The sequence below is a fragment of the Candidatus Micrarchaeia archaeon genome, from assembly GCA_041653315.1.
Taxonomy (GTDB): Archaea; Micrarchaeota; Micrarchaeia; order Anstonellales; family JAHKLY01; genus JAHKLY01.
Map to the genome: position 1 here is coordinate 1 of JBAZFO010000013.1, position 21,125 is coordinate 21,125.

26 protein-coding genes are annotated in these 21,125 nt (G+C 43.8%); 18 read left to right on the top strand and 8 right to left on the bottom strand.

Going from position 1 to position 21,125, the window contains the following annotated elements:
• Positions 1 to 16: 16 nt before the first annotated feature.
• The 3 genes from WC356_03715 to WC356_03725 are packed head-to-tail and all read right to left on the bottom strand — an operon-like array spanning position 17 to position 1,297.
• Entirely contained in the window at positions 17 to 286 is a 270-nt protein-coding gene (locus tag WC356_03715) for a hypothetical protein (protein MFA5382248.1), read from the bottom strand.
• Positions 273 to 581, bottom strand: a complete 309-nt coding sequence (locus WC356_03720; protein MFA5382249.1) for a hypothetical protein — start codon at positions 579 to 581, stop codon at positions 273 to 275. The genes WC356_03715 and WC356_03720 overlap by 14 nt, the downstream gene beginning before the upstream one ends.
• Entirely contained in the window at positions 581 to 1,297 is a 717-nt protein-coding gene (locus WC356_03725) for a hypothetical protein (GenBank protein ID MFA5382250.1), read from the bottom strand. The genes WC356_03720 and WC356_03725 overlap by 1 nt, the downstream gene beginning before the upstream one ends.
• Positions 1,298 to 2,557: 1,260 nt before the next feature.
• Between WC356_03725 and WC356_03730 the strand changes: the two genes are divergently transcribed.
• Complete coding sequence (locus WC356_03730; protein ID MFA5382251.1) at positions 2,558 to 3,289, top strand: hypothetical protein; 732 nt, start codon at positions 2,558 to 2,560, stop codon at positions 3,287 to 3,289.
• On the top strand, positions 3,273 to 3,881 hold the full coding sequence (locus WC356_03735) for a hypothetical protein (protein MFA5382252.1): 609 nt from the start codon (positions 3,273 to 3,275) through the stop codon (positions 3,879 to 3,881). Before WC356_03730 ends, WC356_03735 begins: the two co-directional genes overlap by 17 nt.
• Before the next feature lie 64 nt (positions 3,882 to 3,945).
• Here WC356_03735 and WC356_03740 read toward each other — a convergent pair whose 3' ends face one another.
• Genes WC356_03740 through WC356_03760 form a run of 5 tightly spaced genes read right to left on the bottom strand, consistent with a single transcriptional unit; the run spans position 3,946 to position 5,470 of the window.
• On the bottom strand, positions 3,946 to 4,206 hold the full coding sequence (locus tag WC356_03740) for a hypothetical protein (GenBank protein MFA5382253.1): 261 nt from the start codon (positions 4,204 to 4,206) through the stop codon (positions 3,946 to 3,948).
• Between the two features lie 3 nt (positions 4,207 to 4,209).
• A complete protein-coding gene (locus WC356_03745) occupies positions 4,210 to 4,476 on the bottom strand; it encodes a hypothetical protein (protein ID MFA5382254.1) in 267 nt (88 codons plus the stop codon).
• Between the two features lie 2 nt (positions 4,477 to 4,478).
• Complete coding sequence (locus tag WC356_03750) at positions 4,479 to 4,724, bottom strand: hypothetical protein (protein ID MFA5382255.1); 246 nt, start codon at positions 4,722 to 4,724, stop codon at positions 4,479 to 4,481.
• 2 nt (positions 4,725 to 4,726) lie between these two features.
• Positions 4,727 to 5,080 carry a hypothetical protein gene (locus WC356_03755; GenBank protein MFA5382256.1) on the bottom strand — a complete coding sequence of 118 codons (354 nt, stop codon included), beginning with the start codon at positions 5,078 to 5,080 and terminating at the stop codon, positions 4,727 to 4,729.
• A gap of 24 nt (positions 5,081 to 5,104) precedes the next feature.
• Positions 5,105 to 5,470: a hypothetical protein gene (locus WC356_03760; protein ID MFA5382257.1), complete on the bottom strand. Its 366-nt coding sequence runs from the start codon at positions 5,468 to 5,470 to the stop codon at positions 5,105 to 5,107.
• A gap of 375 nt (positions 5,471 to 5,845) precedes the next feature.
• Here WC356_03760 and WC356_03765 point away from each other — a divergent pair, with 375 nt between their 5' ends.
• The 16 genes from WC356_03765 (at position 5,846) to WC356_03840 (ending at position 21,124) form a co-directional block, all read left to right on the top strand.
• Positions 5,846 to 6,034 carry a hypothetical protein gene (locus WC356_03765; protein ID MFA5382258.1) on the top strand — a complete coding sequence of 63 codons (189 nt, stop codon included), beginning with the start codon at positions 5,846 to 5,848 and terminating at the stop codon, positions 6,032 to 6,034.
• Between the two features lie 35 nt (positions 6,035 to 6,069).
• Positions 6,070 to 6,708 (top strand): hypothetical protein, encoded by a 639-nt coding sequence (locus tag WC356_03770; GenBank protein ID MFA5382259.1) that lies wholly within the window; start codon positions 6,070 to 6,072, stop codon positions 6,706 to 6,708.
• 5 nt (positions 6,709 to 6,713) lie between these two features.
• Positions 6,714 to 8,408, top strand: a complete 1,695-nt coding sequence (gene terL / locus WC356_03775; GenBank protein MFA5382260.1) for a phage terminase large subunit — start codon at positions 6,714 to 6,716, stop codon at positions 8,406 to 8,408.
• Positions 8,408 to 8,656 carry a hypothetical protein gene (locus tag WC356_03780; protein ID MFA5382261.1) on the top strand — a complete coding sequence of 83 codons (249 nt, stop codon included), beginning with the start codon at positions 8,408 to 8,410 and terminating at the stop codon, positions 8,654 to 8,656. The genes terL and WC356_03780 overlap by 1 nt, the downstream gene beginning before the upstream one ends.
• A gap of 13 nt (positions 8,657 to 8,669) precedes the next feature.
• On the top strand, positions 8,670 to 8,873 hold the full coding sequence (locus WC356_03785) for a hypothetical protein (GenBank protein MFA5382262.1): 204 nt from the start codon (positions 8,670 to 8,672) through the stop codon (positions 8,871 to 8,873).
• Between the two features lie 278 nt (positions 8,874 to 9,151).
• Positions 9,152 to 11,098, top strand: a complete 1,947-nt coding sequence (locus WC356_03790; protein ID MFA5382263.1) for a hypothetical protein — start codon at positions 9,152 to 9,154, stop codon at positions 11,096 to 11,098.
• A 214-nt stretch (positions 11,099 to 11,312) separates the two neighbouring features.
• On the top strand, positions 11,313 to 12,146 hold the full coding sequence (locus WC356_03795; GenBank protein ID MFA5382264.1) for a hypothetical protein: 834 nt from the start codon (positions 11,313 to 11,315) through the stop codon (positions 12,144 to 12,146).
• A gap of 15 nt (positions 12,147 to 12,161) precedes the next feature.
• Positions 12,162 to 12,995, top strand: coding sequence for a hypothetical protein (locus tag WC356_03800; protein ID MFA5382265.1), 834 nt, complete (start codon positions 12,162 to 12,164; stop codon positions 12,993 to 12,995).
• Entirely contained in the window at positions 12,985 to 13,254 is a 270-nt protein-coding gene (locus WC356_03805) for a hypothetical protein (protein ID MFA5382266.1), read from the top strand. Before WC356_03800 ends, WC356_03805 begins: the two co-directional genes overlap by 11 nt.
• 1 nt (position 13,255) lies before the next feature.
• On the top strand, positions 13,256 to 14,077 hold the full coding sequence (locus tag WC356_03810; protein MFA5382267.1) for a hypothetical protein: 822 nt from the start codon (positions 13,256 to 13,258) through the stop codon (positions 14,075 to 14,077).
• A 29-nt stretch (positions 14,078 to 14,106) separates the two neighbouring features.
• A complete protein-coding gene (locus WC356_03815) occupies positions 14,107 to 15,360 on the top strand; it encodes a N4-gp56 family major capsid protein (GenBank protein ID MFA5382268.1) in 1,254 nt (417 codons plus the stop codon).
• A gap of 56 nt (positions 15,361 to 15,416) precedes the next feature.
• Positions 15,417 to 16,397: a hypothetical protein gene (locus WC356_03820; protein ID MFA5382269.1), complete on the top strand. Its 981-nt coding sequence runs from the start codon at positions 15,417 to 15,419 to the stop codon at positions 16,395 to 16,397.
• A 31-nt stretch (positions 16,398 to 16,428) separates the two neighbouring features.
• Positions 16,429 to 17,064, top strand: a complete 636-nt coding sequence (locus WC356_03825; GenBank protein MFA5382270.1) for a hypothetical protein — start codon at positions 16,429 to 16,431, stop codon at positions 17,062 to 17,064.
• A gap of 118 nt (positions 17,065 to 17,182) precedes the next feature.
• Positions 17,183 to 17,740, top strand: a complete 558-nt coding sequence (locus WC356_03830; protein MFA5382271.1) for a hypothetical protein — start codon at positions 17,183 to 17,185, stop codon at positions 17,738 to 17,740.
• A complete protein-coding gene (locus WC356_03835) occupies positions 17,721 to 20,558 on the top strand; it encodes a hypothetical protein (protein MFA5382272.1) in 2,838 nt (945 codons plus the stop codon). The genes WC356_03830 and WC356_03835 overlap by 20 nt, the downstream gene beginning before the upstream one ends.
• 11 nt (positions 20,559 to 20,569) lie before the next feature.
• Entirely contained in the window at positions 20,570 to 21,124 is a 555-nt protein-coding gene (locus WC356_03840) for a hypothetical protein (GenBank protein MFA5382273.1), read from the top strand.
• Position 21,125: the final 1 nt, after the last annotated feature.

Here is a 21,125-nt window from a genome sequence, read left to right on the forward strand (position 1 = left end):
TGTTTATTACTTAAGTTCATTTCCTTTTATCCTTTTTCCATTCGGGGAAGGTTAGTAATTCGCCCAGCGAAAGGAATGAAGGCATAGTCTCACCGGATTGGGCGCGGTCGCAAAGAACCACCCTCTCTACATACTCCACATACGCCTCAAGGTCGGCGTATTCGGAAGAAATAGCACAGACGATGACATCAAAAATAAGTCGCTCATTAGGCTCCACAAATTTTTGACCCTCAATAGCGTTGAATGTTATTTCCGCTGCCCGTTTCGCTCGTTCACTTGGCATCATCAACCTCCAGTTTTGAGAGGACATCTCTGGCTATTTGTTTATATTCGGCCGCTTGTGCTCCGTAATAACCCTCACCAGAGGCAATCCGTTTTAGTGCCGCCACCAATTCGGCGTGGTGATTACAGGCGCGGACAATAAATTTAGCATTCGACTCCGCATCCGGCCCGTAACAGTTACAAATTATCCATCCGTCATTAACAACACTGTGTTCATGTTCCGATTCAACCCTCCAACGAGTATCTAAACCGGAATGTTGGTCGTTGGCAATCCACGGCGTTTTGGTATGTTCGGTCATCACTTATCCTTTCGTTTTATAAATGGACAATCTATTTTCTTGAAAACCCCACCACGAATACGCGCCTTTTCGCCGTCACAGTCCAATAAATCTTCGCGCTTGAATTTTACTTCCCATAGTTGGGCGGTAACATCAACACCAAAATAAGTAATTGCAGTTGCCATTGATGATACATGGACACCCTGAACGCAGGTGCCCGAACCGGAAATTGGTAAATCAGCCTCATAATACCTGCCCGACCGCTGGACAAAATTCTCGATATAACGGCCATGACCATCTTTTTGTGTCGTGCGATATGCGGTTGCAATTCCACGAGAGTTAAATACAATACCAATTTTTGAGGCCATAAAAAGTAAACGGTCGGAAATGTTTTTGTTGCGCCATATCCCGTTGTACCATATCCCGTTGCACCATGTCCCGTTGCGCCATATCCCGTTGCGCCATGTCCCGATGCGCCATGTCCCGTTGCGCCATGTCCCGTTGTACCATATCCCGTTGCACCATGTCCCGTTGCGCCATATCCCGTTGCACCATGTCCCGTTGCACCATTCCCCGTTGCGCCATTCCCCGTTGCGCCATGTCCCGTTGCGCCATGTCCCGTTGCGCCATGTCCCGTTGTACCATGTAACGATGCCATCAATAATATCAACATCTTCATTTTCTACAATAGCATCTTTAAGCCATTGTGGAGCATCAACCAAATCTTTAATTTTCATTTATCTTTCCTCAAATATCATTATCGACTCAACAAGATATAAAGTCAACAAGATTTTTCATTCTCTATTATCCATCTAACAATGCCCTCCGAAAACCCGTCAAGATGCGTCCAGCCACCATAACCAAATTCTACGCCTCCCGAAATTTTAGGCCGGGAACGAGCGATTGCGGTACAAAGTGCTCTCCCACTGAGCTACCCCGCCACGAGGACGAGGACGGGGGCGGGGGCGGGATTCGAACCCGCGACCTCTCACTTAATAGGTGAAGTATCCGCGATCTACGCCCCGGCCAAACTTTTATTGTCAAAGAACTATTCCCACTATCGGCTCAACAACACTAAAAGTCAACAACTTTATTTTCAAAAAACAAAATATACTTCGTCAAGTTGACACAAGATTTGAGAGGACGGGGTACACATTTAGTCACCCCGTCTCTTGTCTCAAGACTCGCTCGGTAGGGATTTGCACCCCACAGGCCAATTATTTACGAGACAACGTGTCCGGCTATTACTAATAGCCCGATATGGCGAGTTGTTCGTCAACAGCGGATGCCTTACATCCAGCCCTCCGCGTCTACCTATTCCGCCACGAGCGAGTCTATCATTTTTCAAAGAACCAACAAGCCATATAGCAATTATCGTACCAAAACACAAAAATATCTCTAACTCATTATCGTACAATATACAGGATAAGATTGGTTGGATATTGGATATGCACAATAGCAACGAAAAGATGAAAATTGTTGCATATAATGTGAAGATGGAAACAGTAAAATGGGGTTGTTTTGTGTAGTATATAGACCTTCAATCTAAAAAAAGTTATTAAAATTGTCTTGACAAGAATATGCTAAAAGAATAGGTTGGTAGTATGGATTGCTTTAATCAGATAAATTTAGACTCCCCGGCGGTCGGGCTGTTCTCGCAATCCATGCGGTCTGGCCGCTGGTGGGGTCTTCGGAGTTAATAATATGGCCAGATATTCTGACCGTTATTATGATTTTCAGGATTTTAAGCTCCCCAAAGCGGGGGAAATCCTATATACTATGCGTAACAAGGACATACCAAAAGAATATCGACAAGAAAGCCGACAAGAAACCGGAGCGTGGAAAGTTGTTGCCTTACGTCTGGCAACCGACCCCGACAGGAGGGGACAGCATTTAGTAACTTGTGTAAGGCCAGCTATTCCGGTTTGTCTGTATTGGGATGTGAAGGTTTGGCTTGACAATAAAATCCACGTCCTAAAGTGGTATTGGAGACATTAATGGCTGGATATGCTAAGATATGGACGGACTGTTTTCAAGACGACTGGTTTGTATCCATGAATAGTCATGGTCGAGGACTCTGGTTGCAGTTAATTGTTTGGGCAAAATTACAAGGCGATACGGGTACGATATGCTTTCGGAGTTGGGGCGCGGCGGCTATGGCGTGGGGGTGCGACGACCAGATCGCAGCGAAATATGTAGCATTTTTCGCCTCGACACAGAAATGCGAATTAATCAAAACTAAAAACTGCATAACCATCAAAATACTTAACTACCAGTATTACCAAGAGGTTGACGCAAAAGAGCACATAAAAAAACGGAAGCAGCGGTGCGAAAAATCCCGCCGAATCTTCCCTTTACCAGACCAGACCAGACCAGACCAGACCATATTGTCGAAAGTGTCTTTCGACCACAAAGAAGCCATTGATTATTTTTGCCAAAAGTATCAGGAAAAGACCAAAGAGAAATACATTTTTGATGGAGGTAAGGATGGGAAGATTGTTAAGGGATTACTAAAAAGCGTTGGTTTGGAGAAGTTCAAAATCCTCGTTGACCGTATGTTTGAAACCGACGATCCGTTTATAAAAGACAGGGCGGGATACTCTATCTCCATATTAAAGGCCTGTGCCAATAAGCTAATACAGGCCAAGCCTTCATCAACGCAACAACTTGCAGACTTAAATGCTAAGTTCAATAAAGAAAAAGAGGCCATGAATGAACACTTACGATGAGTTGGAACGTCTTACATATGAACAGTTTAGGCTATATTTTGAGACATTTTGGGCTAATCTTGGACGTGGCCAAGCCGTATCTGATTTTATGGTTAAGGCATATTGGGAAAAGTTAAGAGAGTTCCCCGGACTATTTATCCGGGATGTTTTTGAGGAATACCTAAACTATAATGTCTCTGAATCTAAAGATATACCTACCGCTGCCTATTTCGTGTCCCACTGCATCAGCAAGAAGGCCGCCTATTCTAAGCCAGTAGAAGCCCCTATTGTACGTACCGACCTATCTGAGACGTGGCGACGATGCCTAATGACTGGTACAAGGATACTCCTGACCGCCCATAACAATAAAGATATTGCCGACGCTGGACAACCCATCCGAAACCTACAAATCTGGCTCAATAAGCTAAAGGCCGAAAACAAGCCCGATGACATGATTGCCGGTATCAAGGAAACAGCTAAGAAATATAAGATATATCTCGATCCTGCGTGGCCGGAAACAGAAACAGAATCCCGGCCAGTTGTATCGGCGGGCATCAATAGCCCGATGACTAAACTTGGTGATGCAATCGGGGAATTGCGCTTAGGGCTATAAGAAAAGCCCCCATCTCTGATGACAAGGGCTTGCACACGAAAGGAAAGAGGAAATGTTAGGGCTTCTAAATCGTCTCTGGGTCTGATTCAGAGATTAATGTTCGAAGCGGTTTCTCAAATTCGTCTCCACGCCATTTGTTTTCAGTGTCTATCATGCCGCAAACTGTTTTCGATAATCCTATAACGGCGCAGTGTTTAGGAGCCTCAAAAACAATTCCAACTAATGTTTGTTTGTTGTGGTTGAATACAACAGTATGGAAAGATTCCCCGCTTACTCCATTACGATGATAATCAATGAAACAAATACCTTTTATTTTTTCCGACATAGCTCAACTCCCCTCTTTCTTTTCTATTATCCCAAACCGCATATCGTTGGCGGCAGAATTGATAGCGGTTATGCAAATACGATAAATGGGTGTGGGGTCTCCCACTGCCATCGATTCCTTATTCTTGGCTATGGTATTAGCTATCGTTTCTAATGCTTCTAACAAGTCCGCGTTGACCTTGTGTAAGAGAGTATTATCCTTTCTGAGCTGTGACCATTCAGCTATTGTTTCGGCTATGGCTTTTTCACATTCACCTTTGTACGGGTTCATGGTTAGGCCTCACTTTCATCATTGGGATAAAAGCACTCTTGGGCGTCTTCGCTCTCAAGATGGTCAAAAGTTATTTTTTGCCAACGGATAAGTTTCTTGCCACATTTAACACACTGGACGTTAATACCAATATACTCAGACGATACATCGAATATCATACCATCTTCTAAGTCACCATTACAATATGGGCAGTTGTCTTCAGATATCGGCGCACTATGCTCTTTTGACATATCTTCACTAAACGACATGGTTAAGCCCCACTTTCAGGGTTAAGGGTGGCTTTTCTAACTGAAAAGCGAAAGGATTTCCTGTTTTTGATAGCCGCCATTGCCTTGTCAGCCGCTTGCCTTATCTTGGGACAGGTCGCGGTTTCTGGAATATGAGAATTATACTCCATCAATAGGAAACATAGAGCGTCGAATAGTTCACGGTTTTCTTCCATCAGTTCCGGCGCGACGGCGATCAGGCGGGCGTATTCCATTGCATCACCATGACCAGAACCAAGAATTTCAGCAATGATATCCTTGTTCTTATTGCGAATATAGATTTTGCCATGTAATTCATGGATGGATAGCATCATATCGGTTCTTGTTTGAGTGTTCATCTTTCTTTCCTTTCGTTTTGTGTGTTACTCGAATTTAAGCCCCGCTTCTTCAATCACTTTTTGGCTATACCTAATATCGTTTTGGGTTTCGTATTCTTCTTTACCACATTCTTGGCAAACGATACAGATTTGTTCAAAGACTTGTCCGCTTAATCTGTCTTCAATCACGACGTTCGGCAGATAAGATTTGTTGTCCACACATTGCAAGGCTTCTCTAAATGTCTCAAATTCGCCAAGAAGGGAGTCCGTGCTTTCAGCATCTTCTTTGATAATGTCTAAAGATACCATTCCATCGGTATCAGTTGTCCTTTTATACTTCTGATCATATTGGAATACCCAATACTTGTTGGGAAGCTTGCCGTCCCCAATTTGTTTCTTGTAGGTTTTCATCTTCTTTCCTCTCTTTTTAAAGTTTTCGCGTACAACTATAATACAAGCATAATCTGTGCCGGAAAGGGGAAAATTGTAACTTGTTGTAATTCAATATAGTAACTAAAATTGTCCTGATTCAAAGTGCAATAGATTGCATGGTATTTAAGGGGAATTAGTTGTAAGCTCATAAAAGATATTGGTTTATAAGGGGATGAAATGGATTGCGCATAATTGCAATGGATTGCAGAATTAAAACTACAGGTTGTGGTGTGTAGTAAAACTGGACACAAGACGTAATGTGTGTGTCCAGAAATACTACAGTAGTGTCGGAAAATACTACACTTTATTAAAATAGTGCTTGACAAATATATACCTAATGCATATATTGTTCCCATGCAAGAGCATCCTGTTGATTGCTTTGATTTTGTACTTAACCCCAAGAAACATATTAAGATACGTAGAAATAAATTATCCGATGCTGATAAGATGTTGGATGATTTTTATTTAGGGAATGAAGTTTATGAACGTTCGGATTGCAAAAAGAATGCAACGGATAGTGAAGCGCAACAAGAGATTAACTGATGTTTTGTTAACCACAAAAGAATTAGTGGAACTATATGCACGGCAACAGTTCGGAAATAAAAAAGATAATTGATTGGGCTGTCAATAAGGCGGACAATCCTGCCAATATGGCAGAAGAATTTGCTGAAAAAGCACTACAATTGGCTAATTCCATACCAGAAGATTACGGTAGTCTTAACGTGCGCAAGGTTTTAGCTTGCCAAATTCTTGACCCGACTAATGAATTGAGTATTGTAAATAAATGCGGATTACTCGATATGCCGCGACAAGCTTGGTATGATACGATATATCGCCCGGACTATGCGCCTCTCGCCGTACGTCTCGCGCTATTGCTCAAGGGTTCGCATGCCCTGACCATCACCCAACGCTTTCTGGACAACGCCCTGTACGCGGATAAAGACAAGCAATACGGCGACCGTGTATGTCAAATCAAATATCTGAACGATATGGGTATCATACGTGACACGCCCGATGCCACGTTTGCTGTATCAGTTGAAGTAACAGAACAGCAACGGCTTGACAATCAGCAGGCTGGGCTCAATAGGTTTGGGTTTATGGTTAAGACTCATAAAACTGACCGGTTGGTCGAAGATTGTGGCGAGCAAGGTAGCTCGTCCTGTGGCGAGAGCGGGGGTATATCGCCTGTGGACAATGAACCTGACATTCAAAAATAGGAATTATGCCTAAGCGGGTAGCAATCAAGCCTCGTCATCGTGATGGTCGTCGTCCGGCTAATCGTACTTACGCATGGAAGAAGGCTCATGGTTTGTTCAAAGACCGGACACCAAAGAACCCACGTAAGCCCAAGGTAGTCGAGCCCGTCTTAGAGCCTCAAGAAGACGTTGTGCCTGTTCAGGCTCCCGATATACCCATCCCCGTAGAAAAACCCGTTGTAGAGTCTCCTATGAAGCCAAGTGAGGTTCTGGGTGATGGGTTGCATAAGCTTGATGTCTCTCCGCTGGTTTTGTTTATAATCACGTATTTAGCTGCTCGTCATTTACCGGTTGATTGTGCTAAGGTTCATTTGACGTTATGTGATGCTTTGAGCAAGTTAGGTGGATCTTCCAAGATGGCGATTGATTTGGCGCGTGGTTTTGCTAAGTCTACGTATGCCAGCAAGTTTTGGCCGTTGTATTTGATTATGGAGGGTAAGTATCCTGAGATTCAGATGATAGGTCAGACGGGTGGTTCGGCTGGTGTAGCGACGAGGAACCTGACTTGGATTAAGAATGAGTTAGAGACTAACTTATTGTTACAGAGCGACTACAAGTTCAAGCGGGGTCGGGCGTGGGGTCAAGACCACATACAGGTTATCAGGTCTGATGGAAGCAAGGTAGACGTCTATTCGCGTGGTAAGGGTTGCGCTATTCGAGGTTCACGCGGTATTATCATTTGTGATGACTTGCAAGACCAGACGGACGTGGAGAGCGAAACGGTTTTAGCGGCCGATGAATTATGGTTCTTTTCTGACGTAGTGCCTATTTTGGTTCCGGGTCAACCGTTGGTTATGATAGGTTCGGCGTTGTCTCCCTTAAGTTTACTATCTAAGTGTAAGGTACACCCACAGTTTCATGTGTTGGAGTTCCCGGCGTTAGACGATACTGGTCGGTCGATTTGGGAACAAGGTCGCTCAACGGAGTGGTTGTTAGAGCAAAAGGCGTTGATGGGTGATGACTTGTTTAACGCCAACTATATGTGTAAACCGCTGGTTTCGGGTAATCCCGTCTTTAGGCGTGAGTGGTTTAGATATTACGAAAAGGGAACGGCGTTTTACGATAAGTTACGGGCTAATGGATTACATACGATTGTTGCAATGGATGCGGCCTTTTCATTACGTAAGGGGGCGGACTATACGGCTGTCGTAACGCTGGGAATGACAAGAGAGACTAATCCGAGAGCTTACGTCATGGATGTTTTCCGGGGTCAGGTCACAATACCCTCAGCGGCAGAATGGTTGTTTGGTCAAGCGGCGCAATACAATGCCAATCTTGTGTTTATAGAAACAGATAAGGTAAACCCACCCGAAGACAACGATGTCATGTTACTTGAGTTCAAGCGGGTGATGGAACAACATGGCCGGAGATTCACGTTGGACTGGGAACATCCAAAACAGGATAAGGTTAATCGTGCTTTTTCGGTACAGGGAATGTTCCAGTCGGGACGGGTGTTCTTTGATAAGAACGACAAGAACCAGATTATGTTGATGAACGAATTAGAGATGTTCACGGGTGATAAGAAGTATCATGACGATATGGTAGATGCTATTGTTCACGGTTTGAGACGAGGATTGGTAGCTAAGGGCAAGAGTGCTAAACCGTTATATAATCCAGATTCGCGGCGTGGTTTCCAAGATGAATTTACAGGGTGGGGATGATGGTTGATAGTGTATATATTACAGGTAAATATCATTCCGCCTCGAACACATATCCTTCTGTCGGATGGATTGAAATATCTGTCAGTATGGATTTGCTGGAGACACTTAAGGGACATGCCTATCGAATCGTTGACGTTATCGGGTTAGACAAATGTAATAACTCCGCAGAGTCATTTGATCTCGAAAATAACCATGATAACGGTAAGGCTATTGAAATCAAATTGGAGGTTATGGACAATGACCGATAAAGAGATACATGAGTTGGCACGGGATAGAGCAGTAAAATGGGCGTACGATGAGGTATCTCGTGGTCGGTCTGTTGAAAAATGCGTTCTTGCTATGGTATATCAGTTAGAACGAGCGGAACTTGAGGGTAATCCGATTCCTCCAACCAAATTTATTCGTGATTCGTTTGAAGTAAGGACAGAAGTGCTGATGGTGGCAGGTGGGGGTGATGGTGTTTAAATCCCCAGCAACATCCCAAGCACAAGGTACTACAATTTCCGTGCCAAGTCAAGAACTATTTTTCGGTGCGGCTGTAACTCGTTGCGAGAGAATGAGAAAAAATTGTGTCGAAAACAGTCTCCGACAAAATAGGTCGGAGATTATTGAGATATTGAGTCCAGAAGGTGTTTCCTGAATCTGATTAGTAATAGCAATGAGTTACGATATTTACTTAATGTAATACTTTAAATATGGTTTTTCTGAGTATGTGGGACAATGAGTTAGGTCGGAGATTATAAGTGGAATCAGTAAATTTGAATTGGGAAGAACGGGCTAAGAAGCGCGTCCTTGAGGATTTTGGGCGAGCGGAAACATTCTTGCGTCCGATACATCAGGGATGGTTATCTAATTATGAACATTATCGGTCAGGGCAGACTAATCAGGGTTTGACGGAGCGTAGGTCAGACCATTTATTCCCCGTCCCCTTTACTACCGAGCAAGTAGATACTTTCTGTGCTATGATGAACGATAAACTGTTTCATATGGGTTCGCCGTGTACGATATACCCACGTGAAGACACCGACAAGGCCGATGCTGATGCCAAACAATCTATGTTTGACTATCACGACGAGATAGATGATGTCGAGATGAAGATTCGCTCCAGTACCAAAGATGGGGCATTATATGGAATTTTACCCGTTAAGGTTGATTATCAAGAACGTAAGCGTAGTGAAGTCGTAATGATTCCACGACCCGTTACCGACGAAATGGGGCAACCGATTCTTGACCCCACCGGTATGCCGGTAATGACAAGGGAGCCGAGAGTGGTCGAAGTCCCTGAATTTATGGGGGCTGCCGTTACTAAATTAGACCCCTTCGATACCTTCTTTGTCCCGGAAAAAACCGCACATGGCGATGGACATCCGATAATTATTCGTACTCGCAGACGTATTACCGAATTTACCGATAAGTATTTCTTTAACCAAGACAAGATTGCAAAAAAGGCTTCTTCGGCCAGTGCCGGTATTGGGTCTGATGATAGTTTACGTGAACGTCGCAAGTTAGCCGGTCAATCGATTGACAATGAGTTCTTCAAAGACCATTGTATTTATCTTGAGTGGCAAGGTTATTATGACCCCGGTGAAGGATTACAGTCGGCTGATGGTGAGAAGATGGAACCGGGACATTATGTCATTGGTGTTGTTACTGGCATACAATACGAAGACACCCTTGTCCGATTTGATAGAGACCCCTTAAAACTCGGAAAAGAAAATATCATCGTTGGGAACATTGAAAAGGATGACGGTTCATTTATCGGTTATTCTCTTATTGATAAATTTCATGCACTACAACACGCACAAGATACTATAACAGGAATGTTGATAGCCAATCTCAAGCAACAAGTTAAGAGACCAAAGGTCGTTAATAGTGAAGCTATTAAAATTCCCTCACAGTTGAATACTGCCGTTGATGAAACCATTGAAGTTGATTGTCCCGAAGATGTTCAGCGTGCGGTTTTTTATCCTGCCGTACCCAATATGTCGCCGGATATTTATCAGGGATTGGCTATTTTCCGTCGTATGGGACAAAATGCTACGCGGATACATGATACCGCAGAAGGTGGTGCCCAACAGGGGGTGGAAACCTTTGGTGAGGCGCAGATTCTTACTGGCGCAACCAATATGGCTATCAACAGCTATCTCAAGGTGGTTGAAGGTTCACTTATAAAACCACTATACGACATGAGAAATACTATCAATAGTTATTTCCTCGATGAGGAATATGTTATTCGTGTCGTTGGCGAGAAGGGGCTTGAGTGGCGTAAGATTGAACCGGGTCAGATACGGGCATCGGTCGACTTTGTTTGTGAAGCATCAAGCCGCGAGATGGAACGTGGTGTTGTTGCCCAACAGATATTGCAAAGCTTGAAACCTATTACTGAACTTGTTCCTATTTGCCAAATGTTGGGATTGCCATTACCACGACCGGATATTTTAATGAGTAAATTGCTCGAACAATGGACATGGAGTCAAGCCCAAATTGTTAAGATTCTGCCATCGACGATGGTTTCGTCTGAGCAGTTACAACAGATGATGCAGTTACAACAGATGATGGGTGGTGGAGTGCAACAGATGCCTACCAATAATCAAGGTGGTAGTGGCATGGAATTACCACAACCACGCAATCAAGAAGAATTAAACGCTTCCATGCAGGGGCGCAATAGAACACAGGCGGGGAGGATATAATGGGACTACCCATGTCCAGTTATTCACCCCTTGATATAAAATGTCCAAAATGTGGTGGGGATAACCTTAAGCGGTTTTTATATGGACGAGACCTTAGCGAAAATCTGGTATCATTTTCATTAGATTCTGGTGTTATGATGACTTACGTTTGTCGAGACTGTGGAGTACCGTTTAATTTGTCGGAAGTTAGAAATAGTCTGATAGGTGATTGGGAATGATTCTGACCTGTCTCATACTTGCCGCCGTTTTGCTTTATACGGAAGAGCGCATAACCAGATTCAATCTTGGTACGTGGTTTAATGGATTCGGGTCGTTAGATTCGGTGTGCAGTGGAACGTCCGTTCAGCCGATGCAATATCGGGTATTGATTCCATGGTTGTACCGGTATCTGCCATTTCCACCGAGTCTTCGTCTGTATATGTTTATTAAATATATCGGGATGGTGCTGGCCTTGTATGGAATAGGTGCGTTTTCTTTGACGTTGGGGATACCGTGGCAGTTCTCGGTGTTTCTATTATGTGCCATATTACCGATAACATTTTTCTTTGATTACACGGATTGTTACTATGAATTTGCATTTTTATGTTTAGCGTGGTCTTTGGGACAGCAGGATGTATCCATGTTGTGTGCGATTGCATTATTGGCATCGCTCAACAGAGAAACCGGGGTCTTTATACCATTGGGTTGCTATTTTCTTGGGTTGGGGGTATGGCAGTCTATTAGTGTTTTGATATGCTCATTATGCGGACTTGCCATCCCAAGATTGGTATATGGGAAAAGACCCCGGTATTGTTCGTTATCGCAGATTAAGGAGAATATAAAAGTCATCATGGCGAGAAAGTGCATAACTGAATACCTTTTAGCCTTGACGATATTTGTCGCATATGTTACGGTCGGGATTGTATCTCATCCATCAAGAGAGTTAATGAATCTTTATTGGTTGATGGGTGGTTTCGGGTTGTTAATGTTGATACCGTCGCGGTGGAATGAAGTGAGAGTGTTCATGCCAATGTTGGCGGTTTTGATACCGATGTTCTGGTTTGTCTAATTGGGGGGCGTTAAATTGAAGAAGTTTCTATTTCTACTATTGATGGTGTTGGTTTCTGGGGCGTTTGCGGATGATGCCATTCATCGAATCGAAACCTTTAATATGGTTATCACCGATGCAGGTGATACGGCAATGAATATGGCGATTACACCATTGGCGGTTGGTACGGGAGCGTATAATTCATATGCTTTTACGGACACTTTCCTAACTAATGCCGATAAGGATACGGCAGAGATTGTCTGGACTTCTCCGGCTACCGGCACAACCGTTGCTATGATTTGTGACTCGATGGTTAAGTATATTAATGCGGGAACTTGTGGTACCTATTTAACAGCAGAAGATTCGACTACCTATTTTAAGATAACATCAGACCGTAAGGGGTTGTCATTTAAGATTCTGTCTACCGCTGACACCGTTTTGACCAACGATACCGCAACTGCAGTTCCCAATAAAACTTCATGGGGAACAACGGTCGATACTTTACCAGTAACTAATGATTTGCTTGATTATGATGGTCTATATGGTCGAGTAATTATTAGAAACCCATTAGCCTCGTCTGGGTATACATCCAGTTCGGTTGGTTCGGGCAATGCTGATTCTTGTACGGTGGTTTTGGTTTCGGCGATGTCGTCTGGACAATCGGGCACATATTCTAAGCATCTTGATTCTAATGCGATTGCCGCCCTACCATGTTCCCTAAAGGTCTCACGACCATATGTGGCGGCTAACGATAGTTTGTTTTTGGAACAACTGTTCTTGATTATTACAGTCAAGGATACTATGACCTACCCCAATGGAAGAGTTATTCCTTGTGATGTAGTGGGAGACTGGAAACTCATTGAACATTGATTTCAAAATTGCCCAAGAAGGTGAAATGTGTGAGGCATTTCTTGGTAGTCCTATTGGGAAATGGCTTATTGCGAAACTCGAAGAGCGGGCAGACAATCTCGTCAACCGACGTGACGGGAAAGTTATCCGTGACCTTGAGCAAATAAATTTCGATAACGGGCGGCGTGCCGGGATTCTCGACATTATCGCCTACTGCAAAAACGCAGTTGACCTTAAAAACAGGGAGCTGGAAAAGACCAGTAACCCCTTAGGAGAGTAAAATGACTAAGAAGAAACTCCAAGACCTTGAACCAGAAGAACTGGAGAAGGTACTCGAAGAGCAATCAGCGGAACCCGAAACCCCGGAGGTGGTCGGTACATCCGAACCTGAGCAAACAGAACAGTCTACTCAGACTGAACCGGAAACTCAAGAAGAAGTAGTCCTTAATCCATATGAACAAAAGTTCAAAGAGTTGGGGCTTGATAAGCAATATACGTCTATTGATGATATGATAGAAAGGATACCGTTTTATAACAAATATACTACTCAAGTAGCACAGGAAAATGCTCAACTCAAACGAGACCTTGAGGAGCGCGACAAGAGAATGCGTGACCTTCAAACTCGACGTGATGAACCCGATGTGGAATATGACCCCAATCGGTTTGTTGAGCGACCCCATGAATATTTGGATAAAAGGTATCCGACAAGAGATGAAATCGCCGCATTACAACAGAGAGTACAGAAATCAGAAGAAGACCGACTTGCTGAAAAAGTCGAAAGGTTTTCCGAGAAACATCCTGATGTTGCTCAACTACAACCTTTTATGATGCAACTTTATCAGCAAGACCCCGGATATGGATATTTGAGAGACCCTCTTACCGCACTTTATCGGGCGGCCAAAGAGTACGTCGATACTCAAATAACACCAACCAGAAGGGCGGTTGAATCTACGAGTAAGATTGTTCGTCATGCTGAAAAAGAGCGGGCACAGACTACGGGGACGGGCGTAAAGCCTACGTCAACTCGCGGCGTGAGTCCTGCCGACCTGACGAATAAGTCGATTGAAGAATTAGAGAAAATGTTTGGTATAACAAACGAATAAATAGGAATATTTTTTAGGGGGCTACATAAATGGCTTGGTATGATGATGTCCTTGCTGGTACTACCCAGACTTCAACGGGTAGTATTGGTTTTGGATTACAGATTTACTATGATAAGAGTTTTCTGAGGACCGTACAAGACTCATTGCGCCTTGTGCGGTTTGGTCAGAAACGCAGTATACCCGAAGGTGGGGGTAAACAGATACGCTTTTTCCGGTATAATCAACCCGCCGTTTCGACTACGGCTCTGACTGAGGGCGTGAACCCGGCGGCTACGGCCATCACGGGTCAGGAAATTAATGCTACGATTGCTGATTATGGTCACTTTTCAGCCCACTCATCGTTGGTTTCTCGTACTCACATTGACCGGAAATTGGCCGGTGTGACTAAAATTTGGGGAAACGACGCAGCTTCGACACTTGACCTTTTGACATGGACAGAACTTGCCAATGGCGGCATCTGGCCCGTTCATTGCAATTGTTCTGGTGCGACCTCATTGGTATCCTATACCTATGAAGGTCAGATTGCTACCAGCACTACCAATGCCAGTATCACGTTGATTCTATCTGGCACTTCCGCCGCAACGGGTTTGTCTAACGACTGGTGGAATGGTGGTTTGTGCTGTGTTTACAAGGGTACTGGATACGGACAAACGCGCGTGATTACCGACTACGCGGCTGGTGCCACGACCGCCAATAGTGTTGTGACTATTAGTGGTGGGTTTGAGACGGCATTGGATTCGACATCATGGGTTCGTATGGTTCGGACGGCTGGTGTTACTACGGGCATGATACCGACCTATGATATTATGATGGAACAACAGGCGCAGATGGTAGAGAATAAGGGTACGCCTATTAGTAATGGATATTTTGTCTTTTTGGCTCACCCCAAAGTAATCAAAGACTTGAAGTCGGATTCAACTTGGATTCCTCTGGCGCAATATGAGGGAAATGCTGGTGGAATTATCAGTGGTGAAATGGGTCGATTCTGTGGTATGCGAGTAGTTGAATCAACGCAGGGTTATCGGCATACGGCGGGAACCGTCCAGACATATGTCGAAACCGCGGCTGTTCGCTTGAGTCTGATTTTGGCTCAAGAGGCTTTTGGTGTGGTAACGATTGGTGGAGATAATCCGGCCAGTCCGTCTATCATCATTAAGAATCCGGGGCCGGGGGATACTTCTAACCCGTTAAACCGGTTCTCAACCGTTGGTTGGACTATCCCATTCACGGCGAAAGCACTTAATTCTAATTGGGCGATTGGGTTGTTTAGTTATCACGTATAACTATGGATGTTAAACTTGGGGGTGGGGCATCTCACCCCCAAACATAAGGAAGGATGATGAAGAAACATAAAAGAAAAGGCACCCCGATGTTAAATCAGATTATGCAGAAATGGCGTGGTAAGCCGGGGATTACTATTGGTAGACCGATTAAAGACAGGCCAATGTTTGCTAATCAGATGCAAATAGATTTCATGTTTCGAGAATTGAGAGACCGCGGATATGCTGTTGATGAAAGAGATTTATGGGGGCCGAGGGGAGCGTCTATTATTGCCGGTTCTCGTAATCTTATAGTTGAGGGGTTTTTGGCAAGAGATGGCAAGAATGGGCCACGACACGAATATCTATTGTTTATAGATGACGACCAGTCATTTCCACTTGATTCTAATCCGGCGGATTGGGTGCAGATGTTAATTGATGATGATAAGGATATCGTTGGTGCTATGACGGTAAGGAAATGGGCACCATTTAATCCTAATATCGGAATTTATAATGGCGAGGAGATGAAACAGGTTGGTCGATGGCCGGAAAATGAATTATTCCGTGTTCATCAAATAGGATTTGGCATGGTCTTGGTTAAAAGAAAAGTGATAGAAGATTTATATCATCGAACAGACCCCCCGTCACCGATATTCTTTGACCCTATTGAGTACGAACCCTTGCGTGGTGCAGTATCGTTGCGTGGCGAGGATTATCGTTTTTGTATAGAGTCAATGCGATTAGGATATGACCTATGGGTTGACCCTCGGATACCATTGTTACATATAGGTGAATATCATTATGGAATCGAAGACTATAAATATGTTCGTGAAAACAAGATGAAACCAGAAGATATAGGAATAGATTTATGCCAACATACCCATTTGTATGCGGAACTTGCGGACAAACTACGGAAATCATCGCCACAATCTCGAAAAGACCCGGAGAATTTATCCGATGCGGCACGTGTGGCTCTCCAGCAAAAAGAAAGTATTGCTGGTTCCAAATTGCCGGACTCTACCAGTTCAACCCCGCCAACCTCAACGCCGACGCAGACATAGATTGGGCGGAAAAAAAGAAAGCTAAAGAACGATGGATATAACTACATTTAATAGTTACGTTGCCAAGTTATATGGTCGGGAAATTGCAGACCCGTTAGTCGTGAACGCCTGCCAAATGGCGGTAAATTCATTTAGTGGTACACGACCGTGGTCATTTACTTGTGCAAATACTACCAAGACCGCTAATTCCAGTGGTATTATTACGTTCGACGAGGATTTCGACGGCGTAATTACAATGCGAGAAAATACCTCAAGTAGTGGTGGGTGGATACAAGTATGGCCTGTCGAAAAGTTCGATTGGGAAGTTCCGCGATTGGATAATCTTACCGGAAGTTATCCTAAGGTTTGTAAGGTATATTATGAAGATGGCGAATGGAAGGGGCAACTTGCCCCGCCAGTTGCAGTAGATGTTTATATTACCTACAAAAAAGATATAACGAATATTGCCGACATCCCCGCTAAATTCATACCCGGTCTTGTGGCTTATGCAAACTTCTTTATGACTACACCGGTTCAGGCCGAACATGGAATGGCCGAGGTTATTTTAACTAAGATAATAAAGAAATTGTGGAGAGAAGACCGTCGTTCATGGGCGTCCCTATTTAGAATGTTCGATGAGGCCGAGGTTCGTAGATATGTAAATTGGTGGGGGCCGTGGGATTGGTGATATTATGAAAAAGTTTATAATCATATTTCTCTTTTTATTGTTTCCGGCATTTGTTTCCGCTGTACAGCCCGATAGCACAATAAAAATAATGCGTTCGGGTCTATATGAACAACTGGGTATGGATACCACGGGAACCGATGCGGAACCAATATATTTGGCAAACAAACATCTTCAATATGGGGTTGAACGTGCTGGTTGGGATTTGGGTATTGAAGTATCTAAGATGATTGCTACTACTGCCAACCGTTCCGCCATATTACTTGATACCGCTCTTATTCGGACTATTGGGGTTTTCGCCGACACTCTTGGTGGAAAACCAATTCGGACATTGAAACCAGTATCGCATGATAGTCTAAGTAATACACAGTATGACGGTGCGATTACAACCGGTAGGAATGCTACACAATATTTTGTGTTTGGTGATTCTATATATATAGCTCCGATATCAAGTGATGTTGATACTATAACTGTACTCTATTATAAAAAAACAACTTATATGGCAGATACGACAACGGCAACAAATCTACCGATGGAATATAGGCGCGTAGCTATTATGTGGGCGTGTTATGAAGCCAGTGAGCACATGAATAATGGACGTTCCGAGGAATTTCTGAAGAGATACAATGAACAAATTATGTCTTTGTGGGGTGCGAGATATGGTAAGGTCGGCAAGTAGTCTTTTCCTTCTCATATTTCTTCTATCTGGTTTAGTCTTCGCACAACAGCAACCATCGTTGTCCATTACTGCGTTTGGTGGAGTGGATAATGCCAAGAATCCATTACAGACTGAGGTCGGTAGTGCTGACTTATCCTTGAATTGGGATTATTCTCAGACTTTTGATGGGATACACAAGCGTGACGGTTGTAGCCTTTATGTTCAAAGAGCCAATGTTTGGCTCAATGGTATCTGTGCCTATATAAGGGACAATGGCTCGAAAAGATTATTTGTTTCGGCCAATCCGACTATTTCGGGTATGGATTGTCTCTGGAATTATATTTATTTTTCGCCATTGAATGGAACCTCTCTCGGTACGATAACTGGATATTATCAGTATAAAGGTAAAACCCCCCACTGGTGTCTCTATAACAACGAGTTGATTATCGCTAATGGCCAAAACCGTCCCGTGAGATTTGTTGATTCTATTGGTTCGGTTCAAATGGTGCGTCCATTGACAGAAGTACCCGTTGGTCATCTCGATTTTGCGCCAGTGAATGTGAGTGGAACACGACCGGTATTGAATGGCAATTACTATTATGCTATACGTACGTCTCGACCAGAGCAAGTAGGTAATGTGCGGGCGTGGCGAGCGTGTGCCGACTCAATGAATCTGTATAATGCGTCGTGGCGGATTAATGTCGATAGTGACCAAGTGGCGATTTATAACTTTCCACGTATGGGTGCGATTTACGATGACAGTGGTGTTATTGCCGTAGATAGTCATTATTGGCATAGCTGGTGGCATCCGACGGATTCCTATCTTGTCATTGATACTGTTTTTGCCAATACATTTTTTTATCCCGATTCTGTTTCTATTCAGATTGGACGTACGAGGGCGAATAAGACTGTTTCCGATTCATTCTTTTTGATTGCCACGAATACTTATTCTAATATGAATGTTGGTTCAGTTCTGGACTATATTATAGATTCTACCCGTGACGATTCTCTTGGAAAAACTGGTCATTCTTTCATCGGTTTTGTAGACACTATCATTAGAACACAACACCTCGATACCGACGTAGGCGATACTATGCCTCACGATACTACCTTCAAAATCGGGCAGGTAATGTGGCTTGGGACAGATACTATTGTCGATACGGCATGGACGGGAATGTCTAAGGGTATGCGCCGGATGGATAGTGTCTGGAAAGCAACTCATTATTGCATTGTCCTAAGAGATACGGCAACGGGGATGGTAACGGATTTTGGCCCGGCAGTACGCATACCAATAACTTCATACGCCGACTCAGCCGATACCGGAGCATATGGTAGAATATACGACTATGCCATTCATCTTAGTATTCCCCCGGAACATCCAAACTATAGATATCTCCAGAGACTACTTTGTCGACGGCGTGAAAATCAAATAATGCGGACAGAGAAAGACACGGTTTTCTTTGGTGGTTATCCGGCGATATTAAATCCTAAATATGAAGGAAAGTTGGGCGAGTCTCCGATTTTCACCGGTTCTCCCCTTGATGGTAAGTATTTATGTCTTAGAGACAACGGTGACACTATGTCCTCTCTGCACTCCCATTCTCTTCTCTATTACGACAAAGAAGATAAATGTTGGATGTGTCGTGAGAATCCGGTTGTCAATGATTCTAATGTTCTCCATACCATGTTAGAATCGTGGTATGTGGTTGACACTCTACCGCCATCTGATTCGGAGGGTATTTATTATACGGCATATCAGGGTATCTACGTTGATTCTTTGCCGTGGTCGAAGATATCTACATCGTTACGGTTGATGATTCCCGGATATACTCATGGACAGATGGATTTCCCTGTTGTGATGCGCGACCGAGTTTATATGGCATCGGGTAATCGGGTTTATTATTCCGAGATTACTCAAGATGGTGCGAATATTGGACTATGGTATCCAGAGAATGCTTTCGATGTCGGTAAAGACGATGGCGATGAAATAACCTGTCTTCATGTGTCGGGCAATGAGTTACTGATTGGTAAAAACAACTCAATATGGACAGCAAATTATACTGAGGCTGGTGTTCATCAAGCGCGACTCATGGTAAGTGGTGTCGGTATTATTGCCAGTAATTCAATAGTTGATATTCCGGGCGGCGGATATGCGTTCCTTGCAAGTAATGGGATATATTCATTTTCTACGGCACTGCAATCACAGTATAAAGAAACCGGCGGAAACCTGCCTATGATATCTACCCAGATTCAGAATAATCTGGATAAGTATACGTTGGCGGCCAAGCGAGAATGTTACTCGTGGTTGACACCAGATAAACGTAATGTAGTTTTTAGTTTTCCGACACTGGATACTTCGTGGGTATATTCGATACCAACGGGACAATGGAATGCGTGGACATTTGCCGCACGACAGGGAACGTATTATACCACTACACAACAACAAGATATGCGTCCAATGGATACATTTATATTCATCAAGAACTCAGACGATTATGTATTTCGATATGGGGGCACGAAGAAAGATTCTGGTGTTTCGATAACATCGACGTGGGAATCACAACCGTTATTTGTCAGTAATGGTAAATGGGGTAAGATAAATCAATATGGATTGTGGCGTGCGTCGAACGTTTCTAAACCCCTTACGGTTACATTTTATAATCAGGGTGATACGTCAACCGCAAAAACAGATTCGACGCAGTATAAATATCGGCTTATGACCGTTACTCCAAAAGAGGCAATGTATTATAAGGTGCGGTTATCGAGTAGTGCTGACAGTTTAGCAATACAAAAATTAGATTTATGGTATGAATTTTCAAGTGATTTAGGTAAAAAATAGGGGTGAGTTAGATGAATCCTGAACTATTTCAGCAATTTCTTCAACAATATTACGCACAGAACCCAACAAGTTATTTCGGGTCGCAAGCTGGTAGTGGCGGTCAAGGTGGCGGGGGAGGGGGTAGTACCCTACAATCCATGATGAGTACATTACAGGGCGGTAGCCCGTGGGGGGCGGTAGCGGGCGCGGCGTTGACCGGATTGTCGAGCCTACTTGGTGGTAAAAGTGCACAAGAGAAGGCCCTTGAATGGTCAACGGAGCAAAAGAAACGATTATCGAGTCAATTTGGTAATCAGTTAAAGACTGGTGGGGACGTTATCAACAACACCTCGATGTTGGGTATGTTGGATAAATACCGCACAAGTCAAATGCCAACCAATGCTCGTATTATGTCGGGAATGTCGAGGTTCGGCGGAATCGGGTCGCCGGAACTGGCCAATATGGGATATCGTCAGCAACTTGCGCCGGAGGCTGGCTATATGCAGAATCTACAAGAAAAGAATGTGGCGTTTACACAGCAACGTGATGCGCAATTACGTCAACTCTTAGCTATGTTGGCGGGATAAC